The organism is Pseudopedobacter beijingensis, from assembly GCF_042678145.1.
Taxonomy (GTDB): Bacteria; Bacteroidota; Bacteroidia; order Sphingobacteriales; family Sphingobacteriaceae; genus Pseudopedobacter; species Pseudopedobacter beijingensis.
Map to the genome: position 1 here is coordinate 214,352 of NZ_JBHUDG010000001.1, position 20,498 is coordinate 234,849.

Below are 20,498 nucleotides of genomic sequence, written 5' to 3' on the forward strand. Positions count from 1 at the left end.
AAAGTAATACTAAAAGATATGAAAAGAATTAATAAAATACTTGTATTTCTTCTGGTGAGCATGGTAGTAATGTCTTGTAAGAAAGAGGATAAAAAAGCAACTGCTAATGTAAGTGTACAAGCAGATGAGTATATTTTTAATATGGGGAATAAGAAATTATCTCCAAATAGTGACGTAGAAGTAAATGTTAAGTCTGATGTAGGTGTACAGTCTATATACAGTTACTTAATCAGAGGCAATAAACCCGATTCCTTACTTGGAATATTTTTTCCGGAAGAAGAAGATAACATAAAAGACTTAAGTATAGTTTTTCCTCAAAATCTTTTTCAAAAACCAGATATGTCGCAAGTAAAAGGTATAAAAATGATGGTTAAAAGCTTAAATAATGCGGCTACAGAAGGCTTTGTAAAAATAGATGCTTATTTTCCTCATTTACCTAAATTATCAGGTTTTCCAACCAACGAAAAGTTAGATGATAATGATCAGATTGTTATTCAGGGAAAAGCCGAATCTGAAAATGGAATCACTAAAATTGAAATTCTTGATGATTCTACAGGGCCTTTTACTTTAGTTCATTCTATTGACAATTTAAACAATGCTAAAAGCTATGATGTAAATTACACTTATACTTATAGACCGGGAGCAAATAATGTTCAAATTGTACTTTATGATAAAGAAGACTTTTCTACAAATCATATTATAAAAATTGGAACAACACCTTACATCCTTAGAGAAGATATAGTTATGAACGCGCAGGGAGATAACGTAGCTAACTCTGTGGCAAGTTGGGTAAATGATTTAACCTGGACAACCTTTGGAAACTGTGATTTGCATGAGTTATCTAAAAACAGCTCAGATCCATTAAAAGACTATCAAAGAGTAGCGTTCCTTTTTTATGGAACAAGCAGCAATGCTACATTTTATCAGCCAGCAAATGCTAAATCTATTGCTAAAAACTTTTATTGTGGTAAAAATGCATGGGGAATACCAGAAAGTGATATTTCTACATTAAAAACCAGCAAGTTTAGGGCAATAATAAAAAATCAGAATGCGGCTACAGAAGCAGTTTATGCAAATATCGAATCCGGGAATATTTCAACTTTAGACGATACTTTTTTTATAGGTATTACTGCCCCTAGCTCAAGTCAGGCTAAATATGTGGAGAATCCGGCAGATGGAAATGCAGCAGACTTTAATGCTACTACGAGAAACCTGATTTGGATTAAAGTTCCCAAAGAAAATGGAGGAGAACTGAATGTAATATTAAAAGTAAAGGAAGTTGATTATGTTACTACTAATAACAAATTTGCTACCATTAAATTTGATATGTACGTCCAAAAATAAGTTTTATTGGCTATGAGGCTGTCTCAGATTAGTGAAATTTGTCATTCTGAACTCGTTTCAGAATCTAAAATATAGTTATTTAGCTCTGTGATAATAGATTTCCTAATATAGAGATAGGATCTGAGATAAACTCAGAATGACGAATTTTTTTGAGACAGCCTTATTTAATTAACCGTAAATGCTGAAACATATTATATTATTATCGATTCCGCTATTATTAGGAAAAGAAACCTTACAAGCCAAAAACATCACCGTTTCTTCTCCTGCCGAGCTTAAGCAAGCAGTTCAGAAAGCAATACCCGGTGATACTGTTTTTCTGGAAAATAAAGAATGGAAGGATGCAAAGTTGGTTGTAGAAGGGAAGGGTACAGCCACAAAACCTATCGTTATTGTACCCAGAAGTATAGGGAAAGTCATCATTACAGGGCAATCCTATTTAAAAATAGCCGGAGAGTATTTAGTCATCAAAGGACTTCATTTTAAAGATGGTTACACGCCGGAAAAGGACTTGATTGTTTTTAGAGTAAACAACGATAGGTTGGCAAACAATTGTCGTTTAACAGAATGTGTGATTGATGAATTTAACAATCCCGAACGCTTTAGAAACGAAAACTGGATAGTTTTATGGGGAAAGAATAATAGAGTAGATCATAACACATTTATTAATAAATTAACCGCAAGTCCGGTTTTAATTGCCGAACTGAATGATGAACGCAGTCAGGATAACAACCATAGCGTAGACCATAATTACTTTAAAGGTCGTCAGCGTTTTGGATCTAACGGAGGAGAAACGATAAGAATAGGTGTTTCCAGATATTCACTAACCCCATCAAGAACCCAGATTGTAGATAATTACTTTGAGCATTGTAATGGCGAGGTAGAGATTGTTTCTATTAAATCAGGAGAAAACAATATCAGTAGAAATACTTTTTTTGAATGCGAAGGGGGCTTGGTTTTAAGACATGGATTGGGTAATGTGGTGAATGGAAACTTGTTTATAGGAAACAACAAACCATTTACAGGTGGAGTAAGGATTGTTAATCCCGGGCATCGGGTAACCAATAACGTCTTTTTGGAGCTAAAAGGAACCGCATTCAGATCCCCGCTTTCTATTATGAACGGTGTACCAAACTCACTAATCAACAGGTATTATCAGGTAGTAGATGCCAAAATAGAAAACAATACATTTGTTAACTGTACTCCGCTTACTTTTGGAGCAGGTAAAGATGCCGAGAGGACCTTATCGCCACAAAGGGTAACATTCCAGAAAAACTTATTTGTAAATGCCAGTGATCCCGTTTATCAGGACGACAACAATGATGGTGGTGTAATTGTATCCAATAATGCCATAGATAAAAGTGCCGTTAGCAGAGAAGGATTTACTCAGGTAAAAATTACCAATACCGTAAAAAACGGAATTACAGTACCACAGGCTAAAAATTATGGAGCAGATCTTAAACAACTTGCGTTTATTACAGTAAATCAGGCAGGAGCCAAATGGTACAATACCAATCAGCAAATAGCTAAAAATAAAAATACCACAACATACATAAAAGCATCGGACACTAAAAAAATTCAGGAATTAATTAATAAAACCCATGCAGGCGATACCATTATCTTAGCAGAAGATGGTTTCTATAAGTTAGAAGAAGGGCTCATCATCAATAAACCTTTAGTTATAATGGCTGCCAAACATCTGAATAAGAAACCAGTGTTTGTAAATGCATCCTTCAAAACCATTCCGGCATTTATTACTATAGAAAACGGAGGATCATTAGAAATAAAAAATATTGCCTTTCAGGGTGCTTTTGAGAGCTATGGAAACGTACAGGCAGGAATCAGGTCAACCGATAAAGCAATGAACAGGCATTACAACCTGACGGTAGATGGCTGTGAGTTTTATGATTATAACGAAAGCTCCTTTGCAGGTATCAAAGCATCAAAAAATACTTTGGCAGATAGTTTGGTTATTAAAAATTCCTTATTCAGAAATATTTCAGGGACGGCGGTAAACGTAGCAGAGGAAAAAGATGATAGAGGAGCCTACGGAGCCGAATACACTATTATTACCAATACCGTTTTTACCAATGTAATGGGGAGTGCAGTAAATGTGTATCGTGGTGGAAACGATGAAAGCACACTGGGGCCTTTTGTAACCATAGACCATTGTACCTTTAATGAAATTGAAAATCGGGAACAAGGAACCGTGGTAAGACTAGTAGGGGTACAGTATGCTGCCATTACAAATAGTAATTTTGCCTATAGTGGACAAGGTGGCCGTGCCATAGAATTTAGAGAATTTAGATGGGACGAAATTCTGGTAGATTATTGTAACTTCTATAATGCAGGCAGGGTAGAATCTTTTTATAACAAAGTTTTGGGTAAAAACATTTATGAAATAGACCCTAAATTTTCTGATGTAACTCAATTAAACTTTAAGCCTCAGAATGAGTCTTTTTTGAAATTAAAATCAGCAGACGGAAAAACAATAGGCGCAACAATCCATTAACAATATATCACCATGAATTATAGACAGCTAACCTTCTCTTTTCTGTTATCTATAGCTCTGGCTTCTACAGCTTGTGCTTCCGGAAAAAATGCAGAAGAAATAAGTATCAATCAAAGTACAAAAAACGAAGGGAATACCTATACTGTGGCTTCAATTGCTGAATTTAATGCACTGAAACTTAATCCTGGAGATAAAGTTATCTTCAAAAAAGGGATATGGAAAGACCAGCAAATTAACATTAAAGCCAACGGAACCCAAGAGAAACCAATAGTTGTAACCGTAGAAAAAGCAGGAGAAACCTTTTTTACGGGACACTCCAATTTAAAAATAGATGGTAACTGGCTAACGGTTGATGGTTTTGTGTTTAAAGAAGGCTATTCAGAAAAAGCGGATGTGATTCTATTTACAAAAAATGCATCGAATAGCAGAATCACCAATTCGGCAATAATAAATTATAACCACCCAGACAAAACCTTTGATTATAAATGGCTATCCCTAAATGGCGAAAATAATAGGGTAGACCATTGTGAATTTACGGGTAAAACGCATCAGGGAACAACGTTGGTGGTTTGGCTGGCAGAGAAACCAAACTATCATCAGATAGATCATAACTACTTTGGTCCGCGACCAGCTTTAGGTGTAAACGGAGGAGAAACCATCAGGATAGGAACCAGTACCTGGTCTATGCATGATTCCTATACGTTGGTAGAAAACAATATTTTTGATAAATGTGATGGCGAAATGGAAATTATCTCCATAAAATCGGGACATAACACCATTAACAATAACCTGTTTTATGAATGCGATGGAACGGTAACTTTCAGACACGGAAATAACAATACCGTTTCTAATAACTACATCTTGGGGAATGGTAAGAAAAATACAGGCGGAATCAGGGTTATTGGTGAGAATCATAAGGTTTTTGGAAATTATTTACAAGGTTTAGATGGTAGTGGACTAAGAGCAGGTATCTCCCTGATGAATGCTTTAGAACAGCCTCAATTACATGAATATTGGCGAGTAATTAATCCCGAAATTACCAATAATATTATTGTAGACTCTAAAGAAGCCATCAATATAGGTTCGGGAAAAAATACTACCAGAGTATTGCCACCTAAGGGAGGCTTTTTACAGCATAATGATATAGTAAATACCCGTACGGTGATAAAAATAGAAGATCAACCAGAGGGAACAATTATAGATAATAACCGGACAGATGCAGCGTCTTTACCTACAGGTTTTGTGAAATTAGGAACTGATCTGGTAAAGTCAGATGGTATCTGGCAAAGGAAAAACGAAGTGAAAACTCCGTTTTGGAAAAAAGAAAAGATAGGACCAGTATGGGATACGGCTAAAAAGGATTTTTAACAGAGCTGGGTTTAAACTCAACTTTATTGTTTAGTAGCACCCTGATTGAAGGGTTAAAAAAACGGCGCTAAAATCATTGGTGAAACAGAGAAAGGACTTTGTTTGGTAAGCGATAATATCAATAAAAAATGGTATTTTTCTTATTAAGGACAGAGTCCTTGGTTTTTAAAAAGAGAGATGGATTTTATAGATAATCTTCTGTTTTTCTTTAACACAATAAGCTTATTTTTAGCCTTTATGCTATTTTGAGATATCAAATAAGAAATAGTAGTTTTTTGCTTTTTAATCTTTCATTTTAGTGTATTATTGGTTAAATTGGTTTTTCTAATCAATCTAAAGAGATTATTTCTCTAAAAAACAACATCTCCTAAAGTCCGCAAAACTCCGTTTATGCTGTATACTTGGCTCGTCCCTGCGCCGTAATTGGTTCGCCCTTGACTCTATACTTGTTCGATAGTTCTTCGAGAAATGCTTCTTAAAATGGCTTTTTTGCCGAAGGTTTCCCGAACAAGACTCGAAGAGTACTCGAAGAAAGATGCTGTAAGTGTTGGAACTGTCTCGGATCTGTCTCCTATCTGTCTTAGTGTTTACCTCTTAGTTGAATGTAGCGGATTTTGAAATCTACTTTTATTGAGAAGTATGGGGGAGAGCCCTTTGAAATATTCCAAACTGCCCTTCATTTTGTTTAAGAGTTTGCTTTTTAGTGGTTTATTTAATCAGCTCATGAAAACAGAGGGCTTTATCAGGTAGGAGGAAGTTTTTGGTTTTTAAGAACTCTGTCTCTTGATATAACTACTTTTATGAGAGCAACCCGTAGAATTAAAAATAAACCCTACGGGTGGTTCCTTTATTTTATAAACTTTTGTTGTTTTCATCTGCAGAAGGGCCATACATTCCTGGAATAGGTACATCCAGTAAACGCAGATAAACTGAAAGCTGACCTCTGTGATGATAAATATGGTTATTTACGATAAATCTATTGGCGGCAACTTTGGGTAAACTTGCTATCACGTGATCTCCGGCAGTCAGATCCCAGTTTTCCATCCATTTGTTGTCATCAAAGTTTTCAAGTGCATGTTTGCACTGAGTCTGGTATTGGTCTAATAAATCCAGTAACTCAGCGGCTGTTGTTGCTGTAAGGGGAGTATAATCTGTATGGAAGTTAAGCTTGTCTTTCCCGGTAATATTTACTGTCCATGCGGTAAGTTCAGTAATATGTTTAGCCAATTCTCCCAGACTCATAGATTTTTCATGAGGTTTCCAATCCCATTTATCATTAGGTATGCAGGCTATTATTCTTTTGGTGCTTGCAATTTCCTTTTCAAATTCTGTTAAAAAGCTTTGTTTAATACCCATATTGTTTTAATCTAGTTTAAAACAAAGATAAGATTCTGATTGATCTTGTGTTGTAAAATATAAGTTGTCAGAAGAAGAGGTATGCTGTCAATAGTATATGGCTCTGATGAAAAATCGTAACATAAAATTAAAAATATATTGTAATTAACTCTTAGTTTAGTGATGAAGTTAGATAGTAAATAGAATCGATTATATTAAATATAACATGCGAAAAACAGTGAAGATATTTCTTAATATATTATTAATTATGGCAATAAGTTGTCAAACATCATTGTATGCACAGTCACCAGACAAAGGGCCTTACTACAAAAATGGTGTAGTGGTATCTGCGCATCCAGAGGCTTCGAAAGTTGGTCTTCAAATATTAAAAAAGGGAGGTAATGCTATGGATGCTGCGGTTGCTGTACAATTTGCTTTGGCTGTGGTTTACCCTAATGCAGGAAATATTGGAGGTGGAGGTTTTTTGGTATACAGAGATAGTAAAGGAAATATAAATGCATTGGATTATAGGGAGAAAGCTCCTTTAGCTGCACATAAAGATATGTATCTGGATGCTTCAGGCAATCCGATAAAAGATAAAAGCTTGTATGGACATTTAGCACCAGGTGTTCCGGGGACGGTAGATGGGATGGTGAAAGCTCATGCAAAATATGGAAAACTGAGTTGGAAGGAACTGGTACAACCTTCTGTTGATCTGGCAAAAAGTGGGTTTCCTATTACGGAACAGCAGGCAGGCGAATTAAACGAATTGAAAGTTTCTCTAAAACAATATAATCCTTTAGGTACAGCTTTGGTGAAGGATGCAATCTGGAAAAGAGGAGATTTACTGATTCAGACAGAGCTGGCTCATACTTTTGAACAAATCAGGGATAAAGGCAGAGCAGGTTTTTACGAAGGGGAAGTTGCAGAACATATTGTGGCAGAGATGAAAAGAGGGAATGGACTGATTACTAAAAAAGATCTTGCTGCATACAAATCGGCATGGAGGGAACCGATTACGGGAATGTACAAAGGGTATAAGATTATAACTATGCCTCCACCATCAAGCGGCGGAATAGCGCTGATGCAGTTGTTCAATTCAGTTGCTCCTTACCCTGTTTCAAAATGGGGACACAATCAGGACTCAACCGTAAGGCTGATTGTAGAAGCGGAGAGAAGGGTTTATGCAGATCGTTCTGAGTATTTGGGCGATCCTGATTTTTATACGGTTCCGAAAAAAGCTTTGTTGGATTATGGATATCAGCAGCAAAGAATGAAAACCTTTTCGTGGAACTATGCTACCGCAAGTTCAGCAGTAAAACCGGGGAAACTAACCGGAAAAGAAAGTGAAGAAACTACCCATTATTCTATAGTGGATAAAGAGGGGAATTCTGTATCTGTAACCACTACTATAAATCTGGCTTACGGTTCAAAAGTAGTTGTAAAAGGGGCCGGTTTTTTATTGAACAACGAAATGGATGATTTTTCTGTTAAGCCCGGTAGTCCTAATGCTTTTGGTGTAACAGGAGGTGCGGCAAATGCTATAGCACCAGGTAAAAGAATGTTAAGTTCTATGACACCAACTATTATAGAGAAAGATAAGGAATTATATATGGTTGTAGGAACGCCCGGTGGTTCAACTATTATTACTTCTGTGTTTCAGACCATATTGAATGTGTTGGAATTTGGGCAGGATATGCAGCAGGCTGTTAGTTCTAAACGTTTCCATCATCAATGGTTACCTGATGAAGTGTTTATGGAAAAACAAGTATTTGATACAGTAACAGAAACTAAATTGAAAGAAAAAGGGTATAAGCTAACACCTCGTGGTGGTATCGGTCGTGTAGATGCTATCTTAAAAACCAAAAAAGGATATCAGGGAGGAGCAGATCCACGTGGAGATGATACTGTAGCTGGATATTAGTAGGTTAATTCTCTCTATTTCATAAGTCTATATCTGTAGCTTTAATGTTAAGCGGTAGTTTTATTTAACCAATCCAATATTACAATACATTAACAAATCAAAGGTTAAATTTGCGTTCACTAAAAAAGGTGTTTAAACATACAAGAAATGCGAAATAGAATAAATTGGGCTGTGGTTGTTGGTGTAATGGGTGTGTTTTTTATTTCGGCAAATTTACGAGCAGCTATAACATCTGTTGGACCAGTTATTTCCGAAATAAGTGCTCAGTTAAACATGAGTAAATTTCAATCGGGTTTGGTGACTACTATACCTTTACTTGCCTTTGGATTTTTGTCTGTTTTAGCTCCTAAACTGGCGTCAAAATTAGGTGTAGGGAAAGTGCTTGGTTTTGCTATGCTGCTTTTAACGGCCGGTTTACTGATAAGAATACAGGGAAGTATTGGTTTTTTATTTTTAGGTGCAGCTTTGATAGGGACAGCTATTGCTATGGGAAATGTGCTGATGCCTGCATTTATAAAAGATAGGTTTGTGGGGAATTTAGGTTTGGTTACGGGAATTTTTACTGTTTCTATGAATCTGGTAGGCGCCCTGGCTGCAGGATATAGTATAAAAATAGGACAGCTTACGGGCTGGGGGTGGAAAGGTTCTATTGGGATCTGGTTTATTTTGTCTTTAATAGCATTTTTGGTTTGGATTCCACAATTCAGCCAAAAAAATAAAACAGTGCAAAAGCTGGAAAATGAATCTAAAGAAACTTTTGGGAGCTTATTGAAATCCCCTTTAGCATGGTGCATTACTTTGTTTATGGGATTACAGTCTTGTCTGTTTTATATGCTGGTAGCGTGGTTGCCAGTTATCTTGCAAGATTGGGGGATGAGCAAAGAGCAGTCGGGCTGGACCTTTTCTTATGTGCAACTAGCTCAATTACCCATTACTTTTATAGGTCCCATTCTGGCAGTAAGGATGAGAAATCAGGCACCTTTGGTGTGGTTAACAGCAATAAGCTTATTGTTGGGTACTATTGGTATTGTATTTTATAAAACAACCTATATTGTTCCGTCTGTATTGGCTATAGGTTTTTCGGGAGGTTTGGCTTTTAGCTTAGTGATGATGTTTTTTGTATTGCGTACAAAGTCATCCATCAGGGCAGCACAGCTTTCGGGAATGGCGCAATCTTTTGGGTATTTAATTGCAGCTTGTTCGCCGCCACTTTTTGGTTTAATTTATGACTTAACTTTAGACTGGACCTATCCGCTTTTATTATACTTCTTGCTCGCTTTTTCCTTATTGGTTTTGGGTCTGATAGCATCTAAAAACAGGTACGTTTAAATCTTATTTTATCATTGTCAATGTTGACGTGATAGCTAAAACGTACGTTTTATAAATTATCTGTTTTTACTTTTTTTTAGTACCTCAGCGATATTTTTATAACCAGCAGATTGTGCATGCTGTAAGGCGGTAACCCCGTTTTTATCCGGAATGTTGATGTCACTACCCGCATCAATCAGTATACGGACAATTTCTACATATTTCTGACTCCCGTCGCCTAAAATAACGGCTTCAAGCAAACCTGTCCATCCTAATCTGTTCACATGATCTATAGGAAAGCCTTTGGTATTAGCTAGTAATCTTACCGTTTCAATATGACCGCGTTCGCATGCAGGAATAAGCGCACTGCCGTTATAGCGGTTAAAAACATCAAACCTGGTACCATGTTGCAGGAATAATTCAAGAAAATTAGTTAAGCCGGCTGCACCAGCATATAAAAAGGGGCTATCCAGTATATTGTCCTGTAAATTGACATCGGCACCGTTTTTAACTAACAATTCTGCCATTTGGTAGTTTTGCTGTTTGGTGGCAATTAACAAAAGAGATTGTTGGTTTTTATCTTGTGTATTAACATTTAGGCCAGCCTTTAATTCTTGCTCTACCTTGTCTATTTGATTTTTTCTTACAGACTCTATAATGTCAGTTTGTTGATGTGTCATAGCTGTCCCTGTTTTATTTTGACAATTATTGAATAGGATGATAAGGTATGCGAATATTATAACTTTCATGGTTTTATTCTCTGATATATCAATTGATAGAATAACTTACACAAACTTTTAAAGTTTTTGAAATGAAATAAAAACAAACAAATATCTTTATTTTATTAATGAGTATTATGAGAAAATTGTTGATAACCGTACTTACGCTTTTGTTTATAGTTGAAATAACTAGTGCGCAAACAGATTCGGCTTATGTTAGAGATAATTACACAAAACTAGAGCAATATATAAGTATGAGGGATGGAGTAAAACTGTTTACTTCAATTTATATTCCTAAAGATAAGTCTAAAAAACATCCTATTTTATTGAACAGGACACCCTATACTGTAGCGCCTTACGGAGCAAATGAATATAAGAAGAGTCTGGGGAATTTTCCTGCTATGATGTATGACGGGTTTATTTTTGTTTACCAGGATGTAAGGGGGAAATGGATGAGTGAAGGGGATTTTGAAGACTTGAGACCGCAGGTACTTCATAAAGGTAAAAAACACATAGATGAAAGTACGGATGCCTATGATACCATTGACTGGTTGGTCAAGAACATCAAAAATAATAATGGAAAGGTGGGAATGTACGGAATTTCGTATCCTGGTTTTTATGCTGTTGCGGGATTGGTTGATTCGCATCCGGCACTAAAAGCAGTTTCGCCACAGGCACCGGCTATAGACTGGTATATTGGCGATGATTTTCATCGAAACGGAGCACTTTTTGTGATGGATGCCTTCAGGTTTATGAGTACTTTTGGTGTAAACAGACCTCAGCCTATTTTGCCTGCTCAAGGCCCTAAAGGATTAAAGCAACCTATAAAAGACAGTTATCAGTTTTATCTAAATAACACAGTAAGAGAATTAAAAGAGAATTATTTTGGAGATAATATCAGGTTTTGGAATAATCTTTTTAAACATCCAAACAGGGATACTTTTTGGCAAGCAAGAGTAATATTACCTTATTTGCAAAAGGTAAAACCTGCTGTTTTAGTGGTAGGTGGCTTTTTTGATGCTGAAGATGTTTATGGAACTTTTGCTACTTATAAAGCTCTTAAGCATCAAAATAAAGGAATGAATAGTTTTCTGGTTGCAGGACCGTGGTATCATGGAGGTTGGGTGCGAACAGAAGGGGATACTTTTGGGGATTTAAGTTTTAACAGTAAAACGGCTTTAGATTATCAGCAAAGATTTGAATTGCCTTTTTTTAAATACTACCTCAAGGGAGAAGGGAAAATGGCGCCGGGCGAAGCTAATATATTCTTTTCGGGAAGTAATAACTGGCATCAGTTTAATACCTGGCCTCCTCAGAATATTCATCAAAGAAAGTTATATCTTGCTGATAATGGAAGGTTGAGTTTTGATGTACCCTCTGTGAAAGAGGGGGTTGATGAGTTTATTGCTGACCCTCGTAAACCTGTACCTTTTCAGGAAGGGATTATAGAAAATAGAAAACGGGAATATATGGTTGCTGATCAGCGATTTGTAGCTAACAGGCCTGATGTGTTGGTTTACCAAACTGATATATTAAAAGAAGATATGACGTTGGCTGGTCCTGTTTTGGCTAATTTAAAAGTGTCTACTACCGGAACGGATGCTGATTTTGTTGTTAAGCTAATAGATGTTTTGCCGGAAAATGAACCCAGGCCATCTCATGTAGCTAAATCTACGGTTATGGGAGGTTATCAGATGTTAATCAGGGGAGATATTTTTAGAGGAAAATATAGAGATGGTTTTGAGTATCCTAAGGCATTTGTACCGGATCAGGTGAGTGAAGTGAAATTTGAATTGGTTGATGTGGGGCATACTTTTAAAAAGGGACACCGGATAATGGTACATATTCAAAGTAGTTGGTTCCCTCTGGCCGACAGCAATCCTCAAAAGTTTATGAATATTTATGATGCAGTTAAAGAGGATTTTAAGAAAGAAACCCACAAATTATTTAGGGAAGGGGAACATCATTCTTATATTGAGTTACCTGTTTTGGAATAAGAGGTATCAGCTGCAAATGATAGAAATTTTAGAGATAGTATGAGTAGCAGAGTTTATCGGTCTGCATTTTTTTTCAAATCTGTGCAGACCGATAAAGTTTTTATCTATTATTTTGGGGCATAGAAAAGTCGAAGCTTGTTCTGGTATAGGGACCGGGAGTGGCGTGGTCTCCTACTGTAAAATCAAAATACACAACATTTACATGAGGAAGTTCTGTTAAAGAGTATGTGCTTTCTGCTAAAAATATTCTGGCTCCTGTAGAACCACTGGATTGTGTCAGATAGTCGGAGTTTTCTATTTTAACATAAGCGGTGTCGTTTTTTAAGCCTTCCCAAACTAATTTGTTTTCCGGATATTTTCTATTGATAGATTCTATGACGTTATCTTTTGTTAATATTTCGGAGCTATATATTGGACTGCGTTTCATAGTATATTTTTCTGAAACGGAATCCATCTCAGCAGTCCAAGGAATATCACTTAAGACATCGATGTTATTTTGTGTGGTGTCTAGGATGGCTTTTACGCTATCAGTACTGTCTGTGGCTTGTTTACGGTCGTTTGTACAAGCTGCGATAAATACGGCGACACAACCAGTAAATAATAGTTTTATAATTTTCATGGATGTGAGATGAAGTTGAATGTAAATAATACTTTATAGCTATAATAACAATAATTATAGAGTATGAGTACTACAAAATTCTTGCCATGTTCGGTTAGGCTCTAGGGCGTAGAAACTGCTACGGGTATTATTTTTCCATTAAAAAACTTATGCCCTGTAAGTGCAAAATCAGCAATATATTTACCCATTTCAAAAGCTTGTACAGGCGATTGATATCCCGGGAAAGCTTTTTCGAGCATTTCGGTTTGTGCTGATCCTAATGCCAGGCAATTTACTTTTATCCCTTCTTCAATCAGTTCCTGTGCCAGGCATTCGGTGAAATTATGTAAAGCCGCTTTGCTTGCTGAATAAGCTACTAAGCCGGGGAATTTAGAACTCCCCATATAACCACCCATTGAACCAATATTTAATATGTGGGAGGGGGTATCTAACAAATGCAATAATTCTTGTGTAATGCGGAAATGACCTAATACATTTGCCTGAAACATTTCTGCCATATCCAACTCGGTAGTTTCTTTAAAGGGCTTGTTTATAAGCGTACCTGCGTTGTTTATCAGTATATTAAATTTTCCCCATCTCTGCTGTATAAATTGAGTAAGTCCTGCATATTCATCGTTGACAATATCAAAAACAATAGGGAAGAATTTGGCTTCAGGATTTAAGCTATGTACTATTTGATGCAAATTAGATAGTTTTTCTTCAGATCTGGCTAAAGCAATAACTTCGTGGCCTTTTATAGCTAATTCAATAGCTGCCTCAAAGCCAATTCCACTGCTTGCACCGGTAATAATTATTTTTTGTAAGGGTTGTTCGTCTGTTAAAGAAGTTGTTTGCATAGTATTATTAAATGTTATTACCTGATAATTACTGGTTTTTTAGAATAATCGGATGAATATCAAACGGAAGTATTATATTCTATTTCTTTTTTTCGAAGTCTAAGCGAACAGAAAAAACATTGCTGTATATAGCATCGCTTTGATTACCTATGTTGGTAAGTGCATAATCAATAGAGAAATTTTTTAATCTGATACCTAATCCCATGTTGGGTTGAAAAGTGTAGCTCTCTTTTCCATCAAAATCTTTAGTTTGCTGAATGTTGCCAATACCGCCTCTTAGGTAGATTACTTTTTTGTAATTAGCCTCTAATCCAACAACAGGGTCAATACTTACCGGATCTGCCGCTACGAGTACATTTCGTCTACCGTCTGTAGTAAAACTGAAATTAGCTTCGGTGGTAACACCAAAATCTTCGCTGACTTTGGCATAATAGGAGGCACCTAAAATAAGGCGTGGTAGGGTAATCTCTGTTGAGTTTTTAGGAATGGTTTGCCCGGTGTATTCATATACTGTTTCAAATTTATCGGGATTGTAGGACCACGCATTAAATGTAGTGGTAATATCCCGACCTACAGCGGAAAAAACGAATCTTTTATATTTATACTGAGCACCTACATCGATTCCAAACCCCCAGGACTTCCCAAACTCTCCAACTTTTCTATGGACAATTTTGATGTTTCCGCCATAATTTAAACCGGAATCTTTTTTGTTTTTGTTTTGATGTTTTCTGGCGTAGCTAAACAGAAATGCATAGTCAGAAGCGGAAAAGGATTTTACCCTGTCGTAATTAATGTTTCCGTCGGCGTCAATTAATTCAGAAGTATCTGGAATATCATCAACACCAAATCTGATAATAGAAGCGCCAATTACCGCAGTATTGTCTTGTACAAAAGTAGCCATGCCTGCATAATCATATTTTGCAATTCCAGAAAAATAAGGTGAATGCATTAAACTGGCTTGGGTAGGAGTTCGCATGTTCATTAAGCCAGCCGGATTCCAATAGCTGGCTGTTACATCGTCTACAGACGAAATTACTGCACCAGACATACCAAAGGACCTTGAGCCTACTCCTAATTGTAAAAATTCATTAGAGTATTTTCTGGCCTGACCAAATGCTAAAGCCGGGCATAAAAACAAAGCAAAGAGAAGAGGTCTAGCCATCAATTAATTGTGAATCTATCTTGTCAAAGATAATCATAAAATTTTCCTCCAATTTAGAAATATAGTTTTTTATTGCAAACGTTAATTCATCTTCTTGGGTGTGTGATATCGTATCAGGCCATATTCTCATGCAAATTCGTTTAATAGAGTAGCTTATACTGCCTAGTTTAATGTAAGTTTTTAAATATTGTTCGGAAATAAAGCTATTGTAATATTTTAGAAACTTAGTGTGATCGTCAATTTTGTTTAAACTTAGAAAGTTGCATAGGATGTTTTTATCTATTTGATTCAGTTGACTATAAAACAGGTTAATATCAATAAGTTGATGTTTTAATAATAAGTGATCTAAGCAAAGTTCCAAACCGACATGACCAATAAAAAAAGGTTTTATAGCTGTTCCATGAAAAACCGGGGCAATCTCTTTTTTGAGCTGATGCTGGTGGTAAAGGAAAAAATCAGCATTGTGAAAAATACGGTCAACTTCTATGTGTTTTTTCCAGCCTTGTTGTATAGATTGTAATTCCCGAGAGTTTAAGTTGGAGGTTGGTATTTTCTCTGGAAAAATTTTCCAGTCTTTATCTGCATTCCTGATCAGATCGGGCAGAACAGACCCCAATATCTGATAAGAATCGTTATTGTTTTTATCAAAGTAATAATGTGAAATAAAGTTCATGCAATGTTTTTAAATCGGCCGAAACAATAATTATAGTATTCTTATATTTGCCGAATTACAATATAATAAATAAACGATTAAAGAGATGAATTTCGTAGAAGATTTACGTTGGAGAGGGCTGATCCAAGATATTATGCCCGGAACAGAAGAAGAACTTTCTAAAGGAATGGTTTCTGGATATATTGGCTTCGACCCAACAGCCGAATCTTTACATGTGGGTAGTCTTTCTCAGATTTTTACATTGGTAAGGTTTCAAAAAGCGGGGCATAAACCTCTGGCTTTGGTAGGAGGGGCAACCGGAATGATCGGTGATCCTACAGGGAAATCACAAGAACGAAACTTACTTTCTGAAGATGAATTAGCTAAAAACCTGAAAGGTATTCAAAAACAATTAGAACAGTTTTTAGATTTCGATTGTGGGGCAAATAGTGCCGAAATAGTTAATAACTACGATTGGTTTAAAACCTATAGTTTTTTAGATTTTATCAGAGATGCAGGGAAGCATATTACGGTAAATTATATGATGGCTAAAGATTCTGTGAAGAAGCGTTTGGAAAGTGAGGTGGGGATGTCTTTTACGGAGTTTACTTACCAGTTAATCCAGGGGTTTGACTTTTACCACCTTTGGAAAGAAAAAAATGTAAAGCTGCAAATGGGCGGTTCTGATCAATGGGGTAATATTGTAACCGGAACAGAATTTATCAGAAGAAAGGCACAAGGGCAAGCTTTTGCATTAACATCTCCTTTAATTAAAAAGGCGGATGGTACTAAGTTTGGTAAAACCGAGGGAGGAAATATCTGGTTGGATCCGAAACGTACAAGTCCTTATCAATTTTACCAATTTTGGTTAAATGCAACTGATGAGGATGTGAAAAACTATATTAAAATATTCACTTTCCTGACAAAAGAAGAAGTAGATGCTTTAATAGACGAACATGATAAAGCACCACATCTACGTGTTTTACAAAAGGCTTTAGCAGAAGATATTACCAGAAGATTGCATGGCGAGAAAGCTTTGCAAACAGCCTTGAAAACAACAGATTTTCTGTTTGGGAATGGTTCGTTGGAGTTTTTAACAACATTATCTGACGAAGAAGTAATTGGTGTGTTTGAAGGTATTGCTCAGTTTAAAGTAGAAAAATCAGCTATTGATTCCGGAGTGGATATAGTAAGTTTATTGGCAGAGCAAACGCAGATTTTCCCGTCTAAAGGCGAAGCTAAGAAAATGATTCAGGGTGGAGGTGTTTCTATTAACAGAGAAAAAGTAGCTGGGGTAGAAACCGTGATTACTACTGAAAACCTGGTGAATAACAAGTTTATTGTAGCGCAAAAAGGTAAAAAGAATTACTTTTTGATTATTGTAGAATAAAAAGTAAACTGACAGCAATAAAAGTAGGCTGTATCAAAAAAAAGATGTTATTTCGGGAACTTTGCCTGGAACGACAAATTACTTTTGATGCGGCCTTTTTTTCTGAAAGTTATTATTGATTTTTTTGGGTAGACTTTGTTATTTAGACAAAAATACATATATTAGTGTATAAATGTCTTGAAAATGGCAAAGCAACAATTAGAAGAACCCCTTGCAGATTATATAGCAGCCATAGATTTAGCTAATAATGCATTTATAGGGATTTTAGGAGGCGTTGGTCTTGGTAGCATAAAATCTGATTTTGATGTGATGGAGCTCACTAGGAAAGGACTTCCTAAAAAAGCTATAATGGCTTTGGCCAAAAAGATATCTTTTCCTATTCAGGAGCTTGCCAGAGTAATGCATATTTCTGAAAGAACTTTTCAACGTTTTGATGAAAAAGAGCTTGTAAAGCCAGAATATTCTGAAAAAGCCATTGAGTTAGCAAGGCTTTATCTAAAAGGTGAAGAAGTTTTTGGTTCTCTGGAGCGTTTTAAAACCTGGATGAAAACCCCATCTGTATTTTTTAGGAATGAAACTCCTGTTTCTCTTTTAGATACTTCTATTGGTTTTAGTTTGGTAAAAGAAGAGCTTGGCCGTATAGAACACGGTATTTTTGCTTAGATAGGTATGCTATTATTTAGATTAACTCGCAAAAGATATGCAGATGATTTAAGTGGTACTGGAGCAAGATTAAACGGAGGGAGATGGAATAGTATTGGAACGCCTATGGTTTATTTAGCCTCATCAAAATCTTTGGCGGTATTAGAAGTATTGGTTCATTTGCCATTTGAATTAATTCCAGAGGATTTTTATATGGCAACATATCATGTGCCTCAGCAAGAAATTCTAGAAACAGAGACGGAAAAGTTACCTGCAAACTGGAAAGATATTCCTCATCAAAATAGTACCAAAAATTTGGGAGATATGTTTATTAAAGATTCTAAATATTTTTTATACAAGGTGCCCTCTATTATCGTAAATGACGAATATAATTTCCTTCTTAACCCTCATCATCCATTAGTGAAAGAAGTAAAACTGGAAAAATTGGAGAGCTTTATATTTGATACAAGATTAAAAGGCTAATTGTATAATAGAGGGATTTGGGTTAGTTACCCCACTAATAAGTTACAACCTCTGATATCACTATTGTCAAACCGTCCTAATACTTCAAATGTATTGTGAGATAATACTTTTCCTAAATCTTGAGTAGCAATAAAAGAACAAGAGTAAATATTTGCTAAATCAATAACATTGATTCCGCCTGTTTTGTTATTAGTAAGTGTTGTTAGGGGATCATTAATATCACGGATGAGAATTTTCATCCAGTTAGGGCTTTTGAATACGCCTTTACCAAATGAATAGGCTTGAGAGAGTAATTCTGTCATTCCATATTCAGAATGGATATTTTCGACGCCAAACCCGTTACATAAAGCTTGGTGCAGTTCTTCTCTAACCATTTCTTTTCTTTTACCTTTCATTCCTCCAGTTTCCATAACAATTAGTTCCGGAAAATTGAGTTGGTGTTTTTCGATAAAATCCAATAAAGCATAAGTAACGCCTACCAAAATGGTTTTCTGCCCTGATTTTTTTAATCTGTTTAGTTTCTCAAAAAGTATATCGTGTTCGTAAAGAAGAAAGCCACTATCAGGATGTTTGCTTTGTTGAATAAGGTCGTCTATCATATAGATTAGAGAAGACCCGTCTCTTTCCAGATAATTGGGTAAAAGAGCAATCATGCAAATGTCTGCTATATCACCATAAAAATGAGCGAAAGCTTTTCTATAGCTTTTTATATACCAATCTACGTTTTGCACAAAGTGCTTACTGGTCTGAGTTCCGGTGGTCCCGGAGCTGCTAAAAATAATATCGGGGTTTGTGGCAGGTTTAATAATCTGATGCGATTTAAAAAACTGTATAGGTAAGAATGGGATTTGGCTATAATGTTTAATTTTGTTGATTTTTAGGTTGTTAACAAAATCACCGTAAACTGGGATATTGTGTTTCTGGAATTCGTAAACCTCAATTGCAACTTTATTAAATTCTTGTTCTGAATTGATGTTAAAAACAGTATTAAAATCTATAGCCATGATTTACAAAAATAGGAGATTTTTAGTTTTAAGCACAAACCGTTAAAAAATCATATAAAGAATGAGAAGTCCAATTAGTAAGAGCAATTAGAGAATAGAGCTGTTTGAAAAAACTATTTTTTAGCCTAATTGATTTAGGGATTTTGTTAGCTTATTTATGATATCCTTTTGGATATCTTCTAATCACAATTTTTATGGATTGAATTGATATTACCTGTTTAAAATTTCCTCGATCAATTGTAATTCTTCCTGACTGAACTCAATGTTCTCGGTACTTTTTAATGAATCTGTTAATTGTTCGGGTGAACTGGCACCTACTAAAACGCTGGATACCCGCTTATCTTTAAGTAGCCATGCTATTGCCATTTGCGCCAGAGATTGTTCTCTTTTTAAAGCAATTTCATTTAGTTTTCTGGCTTTTTCTATTTTCTCTGGTGTGGCATAGGCCTCGGTAAGAAAGCCATGAGGTTTTGCCAATCTTGAGTTTTCGGGAATTCCTTTAAGGTATTTATTGGTTAGTAAACCCTGAGCTAATGGCGAAAAAGGGATACAGCCTACCTGTTCGTTTTCTAAGGTATTTAATAAACTATCTTCTACCCAACGCTCAAACATTGAATATTTGGGTTGATGAATAATACATGGTGTACCTAATTTCTTTAAAATGTTTACTGCCTTTATAAAATCTGGAGTGTCGTAATTACTTAATCCTACATATAAGGCTTTTCCCTGTCTAACAATAAGATCTAATGTAGACATTGTTTCTTCTAAAGGCGTTGCCGGATCTGGTCTGTGGTGGTAAAAAATATCTACATAATCTAGTTGTAATCTTTTTAGGCTTTGGTCTAAACTGCTTACCAGGTATTTTTTTGAACCCCAATCGCCATAGGGACCATCCCACATGGTGTAACCGGCTTTTGATGAAATAAGCATTTCATCTCTGTAACCTGAAAAATCCGCCTTTAGGATTTTACCAAAATTGGTCTCTGCAGATCCCGGAGGTGGACCATAATTATTAGCAAGGTCGAAATGGGTAATACCCGCGTCAAATGCTGTTTGAATAGTTTTTTTGGCTGTTTCGAAATTATCTATATCTCCGAAATTGTGCCATAATCCTAAAGATATTTCAGGAAGCTTTATGCCACTATTTCCACAACGACGATATTTCATCGTATTATATCTGTTTTCCAAGGGATGATAACTATTCAT

The 20,498-nt window shown here is 35.9% G+C and carries 17 protein-coding genes; 9 read left to right on the forward strand and 8 right to left on the reverse strand.

What is annotated here, in order from left to right:
- Positions 1-18 precede the first annotated feature (18 nt).
- From ACFSAH_RS00740 to ACFSAH_RS00750, 3 genes are all read left to right on the forward strand, one after another.
- Positions 19-1,344: a hypothetical protein gene (locus tag ACFSAH_RS00740; RefSeq protein WP_379660765.1), complete on the forward strand. Its 1,326-nt coding sequence runs from the start codon at positions 19-21 to the stop codon at positions 1,342-1,344.
- Between the two features lie 178 nt (positions 1,345-1,522).
- Entirely contained in the window at positions 1,523-3,853 is a 2,331-nt protein-coding gene (locus ACFSAH_RS00745; RefSeq protein ID WP_379660766.1) for a chondroitinase-B domain-containing protein, read from the forward strand.
- Between the two features lie 12 nt (positions 3,854-3,865).
- Entirely contained in the window at positions 3,866-5,221 is a 1,356-nt protein-coding gene (locus tag ACFSAH_RS00750; protein WP_379660767.1) for a polysaccharide lyase 6 family protein, read from the forward strand.
- Positions 5,222-6,073: 852 nt separating this feature from the next.
- On the opposite strand, the gene ACFSAH_RS00755 is transcribed toward ACFSAH_RS00750, so the two are convergent.
- The gene (locus tag ACFSAH_RS00755; protein ID WP_379660768.1) at positions 6,074-6,577 is read right to left on the reverse strand and encodes a DinB family protein; all 504 of its coding nucleotides are present in this window, start codon (positions 6,575-6,577) and stop codon (positions 6,074-6,076) included.
- A gap of 247 nt (positions 6,578-6,824) precedes the next feature.
- On the opposite strand from ACFSAH_RS00755, the gene ggt reads away from it, so the two are divergent.
- Together ggt and ACFSAH_RS00765 are read left to right on the forward strand one after the other, a co-directional pair.
- On the forward strand, positions 6,825-8,480 hold the full coding sequence (gene ggt / locus ACFSAH_RS00760; RefSeq protein WP_379660769.1) for a gamma-glutamyltransferase: 1,656 nt from the start codon (positions 6,825-6,827) through the stop codon (positions 8,478-8,480).
- A 147-nt stretch (positions 8,481-8,627) separates the two neighbouring features.
- Positions 8,628-9,809, forward strand: coding sequence for a CynX/NimT family MFS transporter (locus ACFSAH_RS00765; RefSeq protein ID WP_379660770.1), 1,182 nt, complete (start codon positions 8,628-8,630; stop codon positions 9,807-9,809).
- A 56-nt stretch (positions 9,810-9,865) separates the two neighbouring features.
- Here ACFSAH_RS00765 and ACFSAH_RS00770 read toward each other — a convergent pair whose 3' ends face one another.
- Positions 9,866-10,468: an ankyrin repeat domain-containing protein gene (locus ACFSAH_RS00770; RefSeq protein ID WP_379660771.1), complete on the reverse strand. Its 603-nt coding sequence runs from the start codon at positions 10,466-10,468 to the stop codon at positions 9,866-9,868.
- Positions 10,469-10,635: 167 nt separating this feature from the next.
- Between ACFSAH_RS00770 and ACFSAH_RS00775 the strand changes: the two genes are divergently transcribed.
- Positions 10,636-12,504 carry a CocE/NonD family hydrolase gene (locus ACFSAH_RS00775; protein WP_379660772.1) on the forward strand — a complete coding sequence of 623 codons (1,869 nt, stop codon included), beginning with the start codon at positions 10,636-10,638 and terminating at the stop codon, positions 12,502-12,504.
- Positions 12,505-12,604: 100 nt separating this feature from the next.
- Here the strand turns inward: ACFSAH_RS00775 and ACFSAH_RS00780 are convergent, their stop codons facing one another.
- The 4 genes from ACFSAH_RS00780 to ACFSAH_RS00795 form a co-directional block, all read right to left on the reverse strand.
- Entirely contained in the window at positions 12,605-13,123 is a 519-nt protein-coding gene (locus ACFSAH_RS00780) for a hypothetical protein (RefSeq protein WP_379660773.1), read from the reverse strand.
- Positions 13,124-13,224: 101 nt separating this feature from the next.
- The gene (locus tag ACFSAH_RS00785) at positions 13,225-13,959 is read right to left on the reverse strand and encodes an SDR family NAD(P)-dependent oxidoreductase (protein WP_379660774.1); all 735 of its coding nucleotides are present in this window, start codon (positions 13,957-13,959) and stop codon (positions 13,225-13,227) included.
- Between the two features lie 79 nt (positions 13,960-14,038).
- Positions 14,039-15,121: a putative type IX sorting system protein PorV2 gene (locus ACFSAH_RS00790; protein ID WP_379660775.1), complete on the reverse strand. Its 1,083-nt coding sequence runs from the start codon at positions 15,119-15,121 to the stop codon at positions 14,039-14,041.
- Complete coding sequence (locus ACFSAH_RS00795; protein ID WP_379660776.1) at positions 15,114-15,794, reverse strand: hypothetical protein; 681 nt, start codon at positions 15,792-15,794, stop codon at positions 15,114-15,116. The genes ACFSAH_RS00790 and ACFSAH_RS00795 overlap by 8 nt, the downstream gene beginning before the upstream one ends.
- Before the next feature lie 85 nt (positions 15,795-15,879).
- Between ACFSAH_RS00795 and tyrS the strand changes: the two genes are divergently transcribed.
- The 3 genes from tyrS to ACFSAH_RS00810 all read left to right on the forward strand — a co-directional run bounded on the left by tyrS (position 15,880) and on the right by ACFSAH_RS00810 (position 18,288).
- A complete protein-coding gene (gene tyrS / locus ACFSAH_RS00800; protein WP_379660777.1) occupies positions 15,880-17,163 on the forward strand; it encodes a tyrosine--tRNA ligase in 1,284 nt (427 codons plus the stop codon).
- Between the two features lie 183 nt (positions 17,164-17,346).
- Positions 17,347-17,826, forward strand: coding sequence for a type II RES/Xre toxin-antitoxin system antitoxin (gene parS / locus ACFSAH_RS00805; RefSeq protein WP_379660778.1), 480 nt, complete (start codon positions 17,347-17,349; stop codon positions 17,824-17,826).
- Positions 17,827-17,832: 6 nt separating this feature from the next.
- On the forward strand, positions 17,833-18,288 hold the full coding sequence (locus ACFSAH_RS00810) for an RES family NAD+ phosphorylase (protein WP_379660779.1): 456 nt from the start codon (positions 17,833-17,835) through the stop codon (positions 18,286-18,288).
- A gap of 26 nt (positions 18,289-18,314) precedes the next feature.
- On the opposite strand, the gene ACFSAH_RS00815 is transcribed toward ACFSAH_RS00810, so the two are convergent.
- Both ACFSAH_RS00815 and ACFSAH_RS00820 read right to left on the reverse strand, forming a co-directional pair.
- Complete coding sequence (locus ACFSAH_RS00815) at positions 18,315-19,292, reverse strand: LuxE/PaaK family acyltransferase (protein ID WP_379660780.1); 978 nt, start codon at positions 19,290-19,292, stop codon at positions 18,315-18,317.
- A 210-nt stretch (positions 19,293-19,502) separates the two neighbouring features.
- Positions 19,503-20,498 carry an aldo/keto reductase gene (locus tag ACFSAH_RS00820; RefSeq protein WP_379660781.1) on the reverse strand — a complete coding sequence of 332 codons (996 nt, stop codon included), beginning with the start codon at positions 20,496-20,498 and terminating at the stop codon, positions 19,503-19,505.